This is a genomic window from Paraburkholderia sp. 40, from assembly GCF_050434105.1.
Lineage (GTDB): Bacteria > Pseudomonadota > Gammaproteobacteria > Burkholderiales > Burkholderiaceae > Paraburkholderia > Paraburkholderia tuberum.
In genome coordinates, this window is sequence record NZ_JBNPVY010000004.1 from 1,994,561 (window position 1) to 2,008,311 (window position 13,751).

At 66.8% G+C, this 13,751-nt stretch carries 13 protein-coding genes; 2 read left to right on the forward strand and 11 right to left on the reverse strand.

Annotated features, from left to right (window positions below):
* The first annotated feature begins 13 nt into the window (after nucleotides 1-13).
* Both OKW28_RS30875 and guaD read left to right on the forward strand, forming a co-directional pair.
* The gene (locus OKW28_RS30875; protein ID WP_429451202.1) at nucleotides 14-1,063 is read left to right on the forward strand and encodes an adenosine deaminase; all 1,050 of its coding nucleotides are present in this window, start codon (nucleotides 14-16) and stop codon (nucleotides 1,061-1,063) included.
* Between the two features lie 158 nt (nucleotides 1,064-1,221).
* Nucleotides 1,222-2,586, forward strand: a complete 1,365-nt coding sequence (gene guaD / locus OKW28_RS30880; RefSeq protein WP_429451204.1) for a guanine deaminase — start codon at nucleotides 1,222-1,224, stop codon at nucleotides 2,584-2,586.
* 78 nt (nucleotides 2,587-2,664) lie between these two features.
* Here guaD and OKW28_RS30885 read toward each other — a convergent pair whose 3' ends face one another.
* The 11 genes from OKW28_RS30885 to OKW28_RS30935 all read right to left on the reverse strand — a co-directional run bounded on the left by OKW28_RS30885 (nucleotide 2,665) and on the right by OKW28_RS30935 (nucleotide 13,750).
* Nucleotides 2,665-3,039 (reverse strand): hypothetical protein, encoded by a 375-nt coding sequence (locus OKW28_RS30885; protein ID WP_429451206.1) that lies wholly within the window; start codon nucleotides 3,037-3,039, stop codon nucleotides 2,665-2,667.
* Nucleotides 3,040-3,050: 11 nt separating this feature from the next.
* Nucleotides 3,051-3,575, reverse strand: coding sequence for a hypothetical protein (locus tag OKW28_RS30890; RefSeq protein ID WP_429451208.1), 525 nt, complete (start codon nucleotides 3,573-3,575; stop codon nucleotides 3,051-3,053).
* 436 nt (nucleotides 3,576-4,011) lie between these two features.
* Nucleotides 4,012-5,256 carry an NAD(P)/FAD-dependent oxidoreductase gene (locus tag OKW28_RS30895; RefSeq protein ID WP_429451210.1) on the reverse strand — a complete coding sequence of 415 codons (1,245 nt, stop codon included), beginning with the start codon at nucleotides 5,254-5,256 and terminating at the stop codon, nucleotides 4,012-4,014.
* The gene (locus OKW28_RS30900) at nucleotides 5,253-6,533 is read right to left on the reverse strand and encodes a beta-ketoacyl-[acyl-carrier-protein] synthase family protein (RefSeq protein WP_429451212.1); all 1,281 of its coding nucleotides are present in this window, start codon (nucleotides 6,531-6,533) and stop codon (nucleotides 5,253-5,255) included. The genes OKW28_RS30895 and OKW28_RS30900 overlap by 4 nt, the downstream gene beginning before the upstream one ends.
* Nucleotides 6,530-7,756: a beta-ketoacyl-ACP synthase gene (locus OKW28_RS30905; protein ID WP_429451213.1), complete on the reverse strand. Its 1,227-nt coding sequence runs from the start codon at nucleotides 7,754-7,756 to the stop codon at nucleotides 6,530-6,532. Before OKW28_RS30905 ends, OKW28_RS30900 begins: the two co-directional genes overlap by 4 nt.
* Nucleotides 7,756-8,481 carry a 3-ketoacyl-ACP reductase FabG2 gene (locus tag OKW28_RS30910; RefSeq protein ID WP_429451215.1) on the reverse strand — a complete coding sequence of 242 codons (726 nt, stop codon included), beginning with the start codon at nucleotides 8,479-8,481 and terminating at the stop codon, nucleotides 7,756-7,758. Before OKW28_RS30910 ends, OKW28_RS30905 begins: the two co-directional genes overlap by 1 nt.
* On the reverse strand, nucleotides 8,478-8,966 hold the full coding sequence (locus OKW28_RS30915; protein ID WP_429451216.1) for a hotdog family protein: 489 nt from the start codon (nucleotides 8,964-8,966) through the stop codon (nucleotides 8,478-8,480). The genes OKW28_RS30910 and OKW28_RS30915 overlap by 4 nt, the downstream gene beginning before the upstream one ends.
* A gap of 5 nt (nucleotides 8,967-8,971) precedes the next feature.
* Complete coding sequence (locus OKW28_RS30920; RefSeq protein ID WP_429451218.1) at nucleotides 8,972-10,156, reverse strand: beta-ketoacyl-[acyl-carrier-protein] synthase family protein; 1,185 nt, start codon at nucleotides 10,154-10,156, stop codon at nucleotides 8,972-8,974.
* On the reverse strand, nucleotides 10,153-12,612 hold the full coding sequence (locus OKW28_RS30925) for an MMPL family transporter (protein ID WP_429451220.1): 2,460 nt from the start codon (nucleotides 12,610-12,612) through the stop codon (nucleotides 10,153-10,155). The genes OKW28_RS30920 and OKW28_RS30925 overlap by 4 nt, the downstream gene beginning before the upstream one ends.
* Nucleotides 12,612-13,322, reverse strand: a complete 711-nt coding sequence (locus tag OKW28_RS30930) for an outer membrane lipoprotein carrier protein LolA (protein WP_429451221.1) — start codon at nucleotides 13,320-13,322, stop codon at nucleotides 12,612-12,614. Before OKW28_RS30930 ends, OKW28_RS30925 begins: the two co-directional genes overlap by 1 nt.
* Complete coding sequence (locus OKW28_RS30935) at nucleotides 13,310-13,750, reverse strand: acyl-CoA thioesterase (RefSeq protein ID WP_429451223.1); 441 nt, start codon at nucleotides 13,748-13,750, stop codon at nucleotides 13,310-13,312. The genes OKW28_RS30930 and OKW28_RS30935 overlap by 13 nt, the downstream gene beginning before the upstream one ends.
* Between the last annotated feature and the right edge of the window lies 1 nt (nucleotide 13,751).

Consider the following 13,751-nt stretch of genomic DNA (forward strand, 5'->3'; position numbering starts at 1 on the left):
ATTCCAAACCACGATGAACCCGACAACCGCTACCCCTGTTTCCCCCGTTACGCTCGCCGACAAAACCGCGCGCGCACCGAAGGCCGAGCTGCATATCCACATCGAAGGCTCGCTCGAACCCGAGCTGATTTTCGCGCTCGCGCAACGCAACGGCGTGAAGCTCGCCTACGACTCGGTGGAAGCCTTACGCGCCGCCTATGCGTTCACCGACCTGCAATCGTTCCTCGACATCTACTACGCGGGCGCGAGCGTGCTGCTGCACGAGCAGGACTTCTACGACATGACGATGGCCTACGTCGAGCACTGTCTCGCCGACAACGTCGTGCATAGCGAAATCTTTTTCGACCCGCAGACGCATACCGAGCGCGGCGTGCGGATCGCGACCGTCGTGGCCGGCATCGAACGCGCGCTCGCCGACGCGGAGAAGCGCGGCATGTCGAGCAAGCTGATCCTGTGTTTCCTGCGCCATCTGTCCGAGGACGATGCGCTCGCCACCTTCGACGAAGCGCTGCCGCTGTTCGAGCAGTACGAGCATCGGCTGATCGGCGTGGGGCTCGATTCGTCGGAACGCGGCCATCCGCCGTCGAAGTTCGAGCGCGTGTTCGCGAAGGCGCGCGCGCTCGGTCTGAAGCTCGTCGCGCATGCGGGCGAGGAAGGCCCGCCGTCCTACATCTACGAGGCGCTCGACGTGCTGAAGGTCGACCGCGTCGATCACGGCGTGCGCAGCATCGAGGACCCGGCGCTCGTTACGCGTCTCGCCGATACGCGCGTCGCGCTGACCGTGTGCCCGCTGTCGAACCTGAAGCTGTGCGTGTTCGACGACCTGACCAGGCACACGCTGAAGGACCTGCTCGATCGCGGCGTCGCGGTGACCGTCAATTCCGACGATCCGGCCTATTTCGGCGGCTACGTGAACGCGAACTATCTGGCGACGATCGACGCGCTGAAACTCGACGACGCCGAGGTCTACACGATCATCCGCAACGGCTTCGAGGCCTCGTTCGTGACGCCCGAGGAACGCGCCATGCTGATCGGTAAGCTCGACGCGCATTGGCGGCACTGAGCCGCGCGCCGACGGATTTCAACCGACGGGCCTCGACCGACGTCGGCGGCCGGCGGCTTCGCTTCGTTCGGGCAAACGGCAACGACCCGAACCGGGAAGCCGCTGCCGCTGCGGCTGCCTGCGCCGCCCAGCTTTCAACATTCGGAGACAGCTTTTCCATGACTGAATCGGCTCATACCGCGCAAGCGGCGCAAGCGGCATTCCGCGCCCCTCTGCTGACCTTCAACGGCGATCCGGCGCACGCGCCGAACGCCGTGGTGTTCCACGAGGACGGTCTCCTGATCGTGGAAGACGGCCGCGTCGTCGCGGCGGACGCGTATGCGGCGCTCGCGTCGCGGCTCGCGCCCGGTACGCAGGTCGTGGAGCGGCGCGACAAGCTGATCGTGCCGGGCTTCATCGATACCCACATCCACTATCCGCAGACCGACATGATCGCGTCGCCGGCGCCGGGTCTGCTGCCGTGGCTCGACACGTACACGTTCCCAACCGAGCGCCGCTTCGCCGACATCGCGCACGCCCGCGACACGGCGAGCTTTTTCCTCGACGAACTGCTCGCCTGCGGCACGACGACCGCGCTCGTGTACTGCACGGTGCACAAGGAATCCGCCGACGCCCTCTTCGCCGAGAGCGAAGCGCGCAATCTGCGCATGGTCGCGGGCAAGGTGCTGATGGACCGCCACTGCCCCGCGTTCCTGCGCGACACCGCGCAATCGGGCTACGACGACAGCGCCGAGCTGATCGGCCGCTGGCACGATCGCGGCCGCCAGATGTACGCTCTGACGCCGCGCTTCGCGCCGACCTCGACCGAAGCGCAGCTCGAAGCATGCGGCGCGCTCGTGCGGCTGCATCCGGACGTGTTCATTCAAAGCCACGTGGCCGAGAACACCGATGAGGTGAAATGGGTCGCCGAGCTGTTCCCCGGCCACCGCAGCTATCTCGACATCTACGATCACTATGGGCTCTTGCGTCGTCGCGCGGTGTACGGCCATTGCATCTACCTCGACGACGAGGACCGCAAGCGCATGGCGCAAACCGGCGCGCTCGCGTCGCACTGCCCGACATCGAACCTGTTCCTCGGCAGCGGCCTGTTCGACTTCGACAAGGCCGACTCGGCCGGCATGCCGATCGCGCTCGCGACCGATGTCGGCGGCGGCACGTCGTTCTCGATGCTGCAGACGATGAACGAAGCGCACAAGGTTGCGCGCCTCGGCGGCCATCATCTGACGGCGACGCGCATGTTCTATCTCGCGACCGCCGGCGCGGCCGAAGCGCTCGATCTCGGCGACAAGATCGGCACCCTGAGGGACGGCTCGGAAGCGGACTTCGTCGTGCTCGATCCGCAGGCGACGCCGCTGCTCGCGCGCCGCACCGCGCGGCGCGAATCGCTCGAGGAGCTGCTGTTCGCGTTCGCGCTGCTCGGCGACGATCGCGCCGTGTATGAAACGTATGCGGCCGGCAAGTGCGTGCATCGCCGCGACGACGCGCGCCAGCGCGTGCCGGGGCGCGCGAAGATCGCGGCTTGACACCAGCTTCGGTTGAGACGCCCCAATTGCAGAAGAAACGCTAGTGCGCGTCCTGGTCCGCGAGTGCTCACAAATTGGCTATTCAGTGTCAATTTCGAGCGCCTCAAATTCGACGGCAATCTCAGCGCCAACCGTTGAGAAAACGTATGCGATATGGTCGGCACGGCGCTTTCCAAAATGCGCGGATTTCTTGAGTACCTCGATTGCCGCGGCGTATGCCTTATCACCGGGTTTCAACACCTCGATCGAATTGACGATGTTCAACAATCCACCATCAATGATGCTCGCGCGCGTCACTCCAAGAAAGGTAACGGTTGCGCGCCGGCTCTCATCGTACAACCCAAGTGTTAGTACGTTTGGTGTATTGGCGCCACCTTCCTTGCTGGTCGCAATCGCATCCAGGTGCCAGTCATGAAAACCGCCGAACTGTTCCAGTGCATCTGTGATGGTCATGGTGGCTTGTCCTATGGAAGTATGGAGACCGGCCAGCCGTGATCGCGGCCCTGGTCGTCCCAGTTGTGGGCGTGCGGATTTGGCTGACCATGATGGTTGTCGAAGTCAATATCAATGGTCGGCGTCCCTTGTGAACCGTACATCCGCCGTTGCTTCTTTTTCCCCGGCGCGTTCTCAACCCACGTGTTGGGCATACCCTCAAACGGGATTCCAGCCAGTTCCGTCGAGTCCCGCGACAAGTCGTTAGCGTGGTATGCGAACGGCTGGGCATCGCCGAGCAGTGTTGAGGCGCCCGCATCGTGGGCCAGATCGCCGTCGCTGCTGCTGACTGCCGTGGCCGCGTGTGGAGCAATCAGCCCGGTTTGCCGGGTGGCTGGATCAGCCCGGCCGGATAGCATGAGTTCCCCGCTCGGGAGACCGACGGCCCTCGCCGCGAGATTGCTCAACGGTGTGCTGTGGGGGGCATGGAAACAGGTCAGCCCGAGGGCCTTTAATGGCAAGACGAGCACCTCTGCGCAGATCGTCGAGAAGCGCATTAATGATCCACCAGCCATCGGTGTTGGGGTTCCAGTTTCGCACACCATCAAACGCCAGCAACTGACGATCAATGAGACGCCTGACCAGCGTTAGGTCCTCCTCCCACTTTCTCTGATTCAATGTGGCAATACTGAGAAATTCCTGGGTCTCCGCCTTGGCCTTCTGAAGGTCTGCGGCCCTTCCGAGGCACGCCTTGTAGTGCCGCTCATCGCAGATGACATAACAGGCACCGAGGGGCCTTTGACAGCGCAGCTCCACGGAGTGCATTTCAAATACGGACAAGGACATAGGCGTGTCGACGATCTATTTGAAGTTGCTGCCCGGATTGGCAGCATCCAGATAGATACCGTGCTCGGGGTTGTCCGTATATGGGCGACAGCCCAAAACCTCAACTGCCCTCGATCCCCTGGGACACGCCCAAAGCGGCGGCCCGCCTCAGCCCGCCTTGCACACCTCGTGCAACGCGTTGAGCCGCCGCACCGGGTCCGCGACATACGGATTCGACTCGTCCCACGCATAGCCGGCGAGCACCGCGCAGATCATGCGACAGATCGTCGGCGACTGTTCGGGGTAGTAGATGATGTCCTGCAGCTCGCCCGTGTACCAGCGCTCGACGAATGCGCGGAACGTATCGATGCCCTTGCGCAACGGCCCGTCGTAATCGGCTGACCAGTCGACCGTCGCGCCGTCGAGCTGCCGATTCAGCGCGCGCGCCGCCAGATGCGCGGAGCGCAGCGCGATCGTCACGCCCGACGAAAACACCGGATCGAGAAACTCGCCCGCATTGCCGAGCAGCGCATAGCCCGGCCCATGCAGACTCGTGACATTCGCCGCGTAGCCGCCGATCTGCCGCACCGGCATCAGGAACGGCGCCTGCCCGATCAGACGGTTCAGCGTCGGCTCCTGCCGGATCAGCGCGCGCAGCGTCGCCTCGCGCTGTGTTTCGGGCACCTCGAGAAAACTCGCCTCGGCGACACATCCCACCGAAGAACGGCCGCCCGCGAGCGGAATCATCCAGAACCACACGTCGCGACGCTCGGGATGCGTCGCGATGCAGATCTTGTTGCGATCGATGTCGTCGAGCGCGAGCCCGTCGCGCACGTGCGTGAACAATGCGGCGCGCGTCGGCATGCGCGTCGGCGCCTCCAGCTTCAGCAGGCGCGGCAGCACGCGCCCGAAGCCGCTCGCATCGAGCACGAAATGCGCTTCGACCCGATACGCGCAGGCACTTTCATCGACGACGTCGAGCACCGGTGCCGCGCCCGTGCGCACCGCGCTCACCGTGTGGCCGAACCGCACGTCGGCACCCTGCGCGGCCGCGCAGCGAATCAGCACGTCGTCGAACACCGCGCGCTCGACCTGGTACGTGGTGCCCCAGCCCGGCGAATGCTTGTCGCGAAAGTCGAACGACGAGCTCTGGTCGCGATATACGAAGTGCGCGCCGTTCTTGTACTGGAAGCCCGCCTCGACGACGGCCTGCAGCATGCCGGCCTCTTCGAGGTACGCCATGCTTTGTGGCAACAGGCTCTCGCCGATCGAGAAGCGCGGAAAGTGCTGACGCTCCAGCACCAGCACCGAGCGGCCCGCCTTACGCAGCAGCGCAGCGGCCACCGCGCCGGCGGGACCCGCACCGATGATCGCGACGTCGACCGCGGTCCGCTTTGAAGAATCGCTGTTCAAATCACTCCTCCAACGGTTTGCGTGCGTTGCCGCGCCGTATGCGAGCCTCGCCACGCTTCGAACATCAGGCTCGCGCAACTCCCGCCGAACCCGAAAGAAACCGACATCGCCGTGTCGATGCGCACGTCGCGCGTCACGCGCACGAGCGGCATGTCCCGCACTTGCGGCTCCGGCGTATCGACCAGCGCGGTCGCCGCGATGAAGCCGTCACGCATCATCAACAGCGTATAGATCGCTTCGTGCGCGCCGCACGCGCCGAGCGAATGTCCGGTCATGCCCTTGGTCGACGAAAACGCGGGCAACCCTTGCGCCGATGCACCGAACACGTCGCGCAACGCGTGCAGGTCTTCGAGATCGCCGAGCGGCGTCGACGGCGCATGCGTGTTCACGTAATCGGGACGCTGGCCCGCCTGCTCGAGCGCGCCGCGCATCGCGCGCGCGATGCCGGCCGCACGCGGCGCGACCATGCCCGCGCGATCGGTGCAATCGCCGAAGCCGCTCAGTTCCGCGTAGATGCGCGCGCCGCGCGCGAGCGCATGATCGAGCGCTTCGAGCACGAGCACACCACCGCCCGATGCGATCACGAAACCGTCGCGCTGCGTATCGTACGGTCGCGACGCGCTCCGGGGCATGTCGTTGAAGCGGCGCGACAACGCGCCCATCGCGTCGAACATCAGCGTCGTGTTGTCGTGCAGCGCTTCGCTGCCGCCCGCGAGCACGATCTGCTGGCGGCCGGTCTGGATCAGCTGCATCGCCTGCCCGATCGCGAGCGCCGACGTCGTGCATGCCGATGACGGCGAATAGCTGACGCCTTCGAGCCCGAACATCTGCGCGACGTTTGCCGACGCGGTGCTGCTCATCGTATGCGGCACCGTGTACGGCGGCACCCTGTCGACGCCGCGCGTTTGCGCGATCGCGAGCGCCGCGTCGTAGCTCGCCATCGTGCCGACGCCCGAGCCGATCACGACACCCGCGCGCGGCGACTGCAATGAAGCGAGGTCGAGCCTTGCATCGTCGATCGCGCGTCGCGCCGCGTGGCATGCAAAGCGCGCGGTGTCGCCCATGAAGCGTTCGAGCTTGCGCTCGAACGGCGCCTCGTGCGCGACCGACGCCACGCCCGCGACTTGCGACGCAAACCCGCGCTCGCGCCACGCATCGATACGTTCGATTCGCGAGTGCCCCGCGCGCAACGCCGCGCAGACCTGGTCGAGCGTATTGCCGAGACACGACACGATGCCCATGCCGGTCACGACCACGCGTTGCAGGCCTGTACTCATCGAACGCGCCGGAAGATCAGCGACGTGTTGATGCCGCCGAACGCGAAGTTGTTGCTCATCACGTACTCGGCGTCGATCTCGCGCGCGCCGCCGACGATGTAATCCAGCGGCGCGCAAGCCGGATCGAGGTGGTCGAGATTCAGGGTGGGCACGTACCAATTGCGCTTCATCATCTCGATCGTCCACCACGCCTCGATCGCGCCGCACGCGCCTAGCGTATGGCCCACATAGCTTTTCAGCGAGCTGATCGGCATGCGCGCGCCGAAGGTCTGCGCGGTCGCATGGCTTTCGGCGATGTCGCCGCGATCGGTCGACGTACCGTGCGCGTTCACGTAGGCAATCGCTTCGGGTGGCAATTGCGCGTCGCGCAGCGCGAGTTGCATCGCGAGCGCCATCGTGTCGGCGGTGGGTTGCGTCATGTGCGCGCCGTCCGAGTTGCAGCCGAAGCCGACCACTTCCGCGTGAATCCGCGCGCCGCGCGCCAGCGCATGCTCGTATTCTTCGAGGACGAGCGTCGCCGCGCCCTCGCCGACCACGAGGCCGTCGCGCGCGGCATCGAACGGACGCGGCGTCAGATGCGGCTCGTCGTTGCGCGTGCTGGTCGCGTACAGCGTGTCGAACACGGCGACCGCGGGACCCGACAGCTCTTCCGCGCCGCCCGCGAGCATCAGCGTCTGTTTGCCGGACTGGATCGCCTCGTACGCATAGCCGATCGCCTGGCTGCCCGACGCGCACGCGCACGAGGTCGGGATGATGCGGCCTTTGAGGTCCCAGAACAGGCTCACGTTGACGGCCGTCGTGTGCGGCATCATCTGCACGTAGCTGTTCGACGTGACGTTGCTCATCAAGCCGGTTTCGAGCATCGTGCCGAACGCGCGGATAGGCTGCACCGAGCCCGACGACGAACCGTACGCGACGCCCATGCGGCCGTCGGCGATGCTCGTGTCGTCGGCGAGGCCCGCGTCGGCGAGCGCGAGTTCGCTCGCGCGCACCGAGTACAGCGACACCGGGCCCATCGAGCGCACCTTCTTGCGCGGATAATGCGCGGGGGTCGTGAAGCCGGGCAGCGGACACGCGAGCCGCGTATGCAGCGACTCGAAAAAATCCCACCCGGTCATGCGCCGCACCGCGTTCTCGCCGCGCTTCAGGCGCGCTTGAACCGCGTCCCAGCTATCGCCGAACGCAGTCACGCCGCCCATGCCGGTGATGACGACGCGCTTCATCAGACCATCCCGCCGTTCACGCCGATCACCTGGCGCGTCACATACGACGCGCCATCCGACATCAGAAAGCTCACCACCGACGCGACCTCCGCCGGCTGGCCGACGCGGTTCATCGGCACGGTCTTCAGCGCGTGATCGAGCGTCACCTGTTCGAGCATGCCGGTTTCGATCAACCCCGGCGCGACGCAATTGACGGTGATGTTGCGCGACGCGAGTTCGACCGCGAGCGCCTTGCTCGCGCCGATCAGTCCCGCTTTCGCGGCGCTGTAATTGACCTGGCCGCGATTGCCCATCACGCCCGACACCGACGCGATCGTGACGATACGGCCGCCCTGGCGCGCGCGCACCATCGGCATCGTCAGCGGATGCACGACGTTGTAGAAGGCATCGAGGCCGGTTTCGATCACGACGTCCCAGTCTTCTTCGGTGAGCGCCGGAAACGCCGCGTCGCGCGTGACACCCGCGCTGCACACGATGCCGTAGTAAGCACCGTGCGCGGCGACGTCGGCTTCGAGCGCCTCGCGGCACACGGCGCGCTCGCGCACGTCGAATTGCAGCACGCGCGCCGTGCCGCCCTGCGCGGCGATGCCCGTCGCGACCGCGTCGGCTTCGCTGCGTCCGGTGCGGCAATGCACGGTCACGGCGAAACCGTCGGCGGCCAACTTGTACGCAATCGCGCGGCCGATGCCGCGGCTTGCGCCAGTAACGAGAACTCGCCGGCTCATGAACTGATACTCCCTTCGATGAATGACTGGAAATCGGGCGGTTGAAACACCTTGATCACCGCTTCGGCACAGCGCGCGTCGCCGTCGTCGATCGTGCATTCGTAGGCACTGTGGCCTGCGTCGCTGCGCAGCAGCTCGCTCACGTGAACGCGCAAACGCGCGCCGCTCTGGAACACCGGCTGCAAGGCCTGATAGCTGCGCGAGCCGAGCAGCACGCCGGGACGCGCATGGCCCCCGCCGCGCATCGCGACGAGCGCGATGTGCGCGGCGATCGCCTGCGCCATCAGCTCGACGCCGATCCACGCGGGCATCGCGCCGGCGGCGTCGGCATACCATGCGTGCGGGTCGACGTTGGCGAAGGCGCTCAGCGTGGTGTCGGCGAACGTGTCGATCGCATCGAGCAGCAGCATGCTGCCGCGATGCGGGATGATCGCCTCGATCGGCTCACGCACGAGTTGCTCGACAGTGAGTGGCGGAGTCGTCATGCGCTTTACCGGGCGAGAATCAGGCTGACATTGCTGCCGCCGAACGCGAACGAATTGCTCATCGCGTACTGCGTGCCCGTGCCGCGCGGCAGATGGCGCGCGCCCGCGACGAGATCGAGCGCGGGCAGCGCCGGATCGGCCTCGCCGTCCCATAGATGCGGCGGCAGCGTCGCGTTCTCGCGCGCGAGCGTGAGCCACGCGAAGCCGAGTTCGGTCGCGCCGGCCGCGCCGAGCTGGTGGCCGGTCAACGGCTTGGTGCCGCTCGCGGCGACGCCGCCGGGGAACACGCGCGCCATCAGATGCGCTTCCATTTCGTCGTTTTTCTGCGTGGCGGTCGCGTGCAGATTCACATAGCCGACCGCCGAGGCCGCGATGCCCGCGTCCGCGAGCGCTTCGCGAAGCGCGAGTTCGCCACCGACGCCCTGCGGGTCCGGCGCCGAAATATGATGCGCGTCGCTCGATTCGCCGAGGCCCGCGAGCCGCACCGCCGCTTCGTCGCGGCTCATCAGGAACACGGCCGCCCCTTCGCCGACGTTGATGCCGCGGCGATTGCGGCTCATCGGATTGGTGCGCGCGCTGCTGGTCGATTCGAGCGACGCAAAGCCCTGCACCGTCAATTCGCATAGCGAATCGACACCACCGACGACAACCGCATCGCATAGCTGCAATTGCAGCAGCCGACGCGCCGACGCGAGCGCCTTCGCGCTCGACGTACACGCGGTCGAAATCGTAAACGCCGGCCCGTGCACGCCGAGCGCGGCGGCAGCGAACGGCGCGGCGGTGCCGATTTCCATTTGCCGATAGTTGAAGTTGGCCGGCAACGCGCCGGCTCGTGCGTGATAGACGAACGCGGTTTCGGCCGCCTCGATGCCCGACGTGCTGGTGCCGAGCACGATGCCGATGCGCTGTGGGCCGTAGCGCTCGCGCGCGGCTTCGAGCGCCGGCGCGATCTGCGCGAGCGCCGCGAGCAGCAGCCGGTTGTTGCGGCAGTCGTAGCGCGCGAGGTCGGCGCGCGGCGCGAGATCGAGCGGCGCGAGCACGCTGCCGACGAACGCGTCGCCGATGCCGGTATGCACATTGCCCATGCCGGGCGAGCGCGCGGCGGCGAGCGCCGGCACGATCTCTTCGACGTCGCCGCCGAGCGCGTTGATCATGCCTAGCGCGTGCAAATAAACTGTTGGCGCTTTCATGCCGCCCCCCGTGGTTCCGATGACTTGCCCGAGCGCGCTGCCGATGGCATGCCAAGAGGCGCGAGCAGCACCGCCACCGCGATGCCGAGCGCGAGCGTGGCGCCGAAGCTTTTGAGCGCGGGCATCGCGCTCATGCCGAGCATGCCGAACGACAACAACGTGGTCGCCGCCGACAGCAGCACGCCGGTCCACACCGCGCCGAGATCCGCCTCTGCGCGCGCGCAGCCTTCGCGCAGGAACACCGCATAGTTTGCGCCGACGCCAAGCACCAGCATCAGCGCGAGCCAGTTGAACAGATTGAGCGGCACGCCCGCGTAGCCGAACACCGCCAGCGCGACGCCGACCGCGAACAGCACGGGCAAGGTCGTGGCGATACCCCCGCGCGCGCCGTAGCGCAGCATCAGCAGCACGCACACGAGCACGAGCGCGCCGCCGAGCCACCAGCCGCTATCCACGCGATACGCGCCGAACAGCCTCGACACGCTCGCGGCCTTATCGACGAACACGACGCCGGGCAGGCCGCGCGCGAGCGCGATCAGCGCGGGCTCGTTGCGCGGCGTCACGCCTTGCGGGATCACGACGGCCGCGTAGCCAGGTTGATGAGCCCGATTCTTGTCGTTCGATCCCACCGCGCCGAGCCACAGATGCCGATACGGCTGCGACCACGGCGCCGCGATCCAGCGCTCGACGGTCAGCGGCGCGGGCGGCTGAGCGAAGCCGGCGAGCCACGCATCGGCGACTTCGTCCTTGAAGCCCGCTTGCAGCAGCGTCGCACGCAACGCGGCGGAGTCGCCGAACACATGCTGCGCGAGCAGCGCGCGATCCTCGCGCTGACGTTGCGCGGACGGCACGAACTGCGCGACCGACTGGTAGCCGCCGACGCTATCGGCGCTGCCGTTCAGCGCATCGAGCTTCGCACCGAGCGCTTCGGCGCGTTGCAGCACCGCTTCCTGGGTCGCGCCGCGCACGACGAAAAACTGCGCGCTGTTATCGACGCCGACCGCCTCGCGCACCGTGTCTTCCTGCGCGGCCAGCGACGCATCGCGCTGGATCAGCAGATGGATGTCGTCGTCGCTGCTCAGACGCAGCCAGCCGGGCACCGACGCGATCAGCAGCAGCGCGGCGACCAGCCAAGCGCGCTTGCCGCCGAGCGCATGCTGCCAGCGCGCGAGCAGCCGCGCCGCGCCCGCGAACAGGCGCCGAGGGCTGTGCTTCGGGGCGCGCGTGAGCAGCGCGGGAAGCAGCCACAGCACCGACGCGAACGCGGTCGTAATGCCCACCATCGCGAAGCACGCGATCTGCTTCAACGCGGGGAACGGCACCCACATCAGGATCGCGTAGCCGAGCAGGCTCGTCGCCAGCGCAACGCCCAGCGCGGGCCGTACCCTCCGCGCGCCGAGCCGCGCATCCCAGTCGCGGCCCGCGCCGAGATAGACGACGAAATACTGGATCGAGTAATCGACAGCCTCGCCGATCAGGCTCGCGCCGAACACGAGCGTCAACAGATGCAGCTTGCCGAAGACCAGCAGCGTCGCCGCGAGCGCGCAGACGATGCCGAGCGCGGTCGATACGAAGCCGAGCAGCAACAGACGCGGCGAGCGGAACACCCACATCATCAGCAGCGCGATGCCGGCGAGCGACGCGATGCCGATCACGTGCACCTCGCGTTCGGAAGCGCTGCGCGCGGCCTCGGCGTAGAACACGGCGCCCGTGCGTGCAACCGATACGTCGGGGAACGTCTGACGCAACGCGCTTTCCGCATCGGCGAGCGCCGCGTGTACCGCGCGCTGCGTCTTCGTTTCGTAGGCGGAGCCCGGCAGCGTCGCGATGACCAGCACGCTGGTCATGTCGCCATGCGCGTCGTGACGATGCGACACCAGCAGGTTGTCCTCGACTTCGAGATTCGACGTCGCGAGCGGCAGATTGCCGAGCCAGCGTTCGAGCCAGCCGAACGGATCGTCGGCGAGTTGCGTACTGAGGCCGCCTTGCAGCGGGCTGTAGATGCGCTGCGCGAGCATGTCGTGCAGCGTCGTCGCACGCGCGGTCGCGAGCGCGGTGCGATCGGCCGGCGCGAGCAGGCCGAAGCGGTATGGCAAATACAGCGCCGAGATCTGCGACAGGTCGAACGGCGGCAGTTCGGCCGTCACCGATGCGAATGCGCCGCTCTTTTGCAGCGACGCGCCCAGCTGCTTCGCGGCCGCTTTCGCGTGCGCATCGTCGCGGCTCGTGACGAGCAGCACGGTGCGATCGCCGAGCGCGCTCGCGAGCGTGTCGACCGCTTTCTCGGCGACCGGGTCCGCTTCGGTCGCGGGCAGCAGCGCGAGCAGATCGGTTTCGAGCGGCGACGCTCCGACGAAGCGCCAGCCGCAATACAGCGCCGCCAGCAGCGCGAGCACGAGCCATGTGGCGCGCACGCCCCACGCATGTTTCGCGGTTCGCTGCTGCGGCATGTCCATCACGGCGCTCCGAACAGGCTGCGCTCGTCCGGCGTCGGCTCGGCAACGGCCGTGCTGTTCGCGAACTCGAGCTTCGTCACGTCGCCGTTCGCGAGCGTGATGCGCAGGTTTTGCAGATAATCGCCGCCGCTCATGTCGAGGCCCTTGATCGATTGCGCGAGCTGCGGTTGATTCGGCGTGAGTCGCATGCGCCATTGCGCGGCGCTGCCTTCGGCGCTCACGTCGAACTGCGAGTACAGCGCCGACAGATCGCCGCCGAGCATCGCGCGCATCATCTTCGACACTTGCGCGACGCCACGGGTGCCCTGCGCGCTATGCGTGCTCACGCGGCGGCCGCTGGCGTCGACCTGCGCGACGCCAGCGTCAGTGATCACGTAGGTGGCCTTGTATGGCGTATCGATCCGCCAGATCACGCCGCGCTCACGGAAGAACAGCAAGGTGCCGTTGCTGACGAGCGGCTGCTTCATCGCGGCAAGCGTCTGCGTCTGCGTGAATTGCGCGCGCACGCCCTTCGGCTGCGCGAGATGCGCGGCGATCTGCGAGACGAGCGCGGCGTTGGCGTTGTTGGCGGCGTTGGCGGCTGGAGCCGTATTGCTGGCGGTGGTCGCATCGGCCGACGCCGCTGCCAATGCAAGCGCCCCTATTGCGACGATCGCCCCCGCCAGCCGCGACACGAGCGCTCCCAGCGCGCACCGGTTCACCGTCCCCATACGCGCTCCAGTTTTTCGAATACGACCGGCGGCGACACGAACTGCAATTCCTCGGTGGCGGCATCGACGGCGACCTGGATCGTATAGCCCTTCGTGAGCCGCGCGCCCGATGCGCAATCGACGATTTCATAGCCTATTTTCAGGCGGTTTTCGTATTCGAGCAGTTGCGCGCGCACTTCGATCTTCTGTCCGTACACGGCGGCCCGCACGTACCTCAGATGCGCCTCGACGATCGGCCACAGATAGCCGGACGCCCGCATCTGGCGATAGTCGTAATCGAACGCTCGCAACAGCGCCGCGCGGCCCAACTCGAAGTACTTCAGATAGTTGCCATGCCAGCACACGTTCATCGCGTCGACGTCGTGAAACGGCACTTCGACGGTCGCGCTCGCGGCTAGCACGTGCTGCGTTTTCGCGGACTCGCTCATG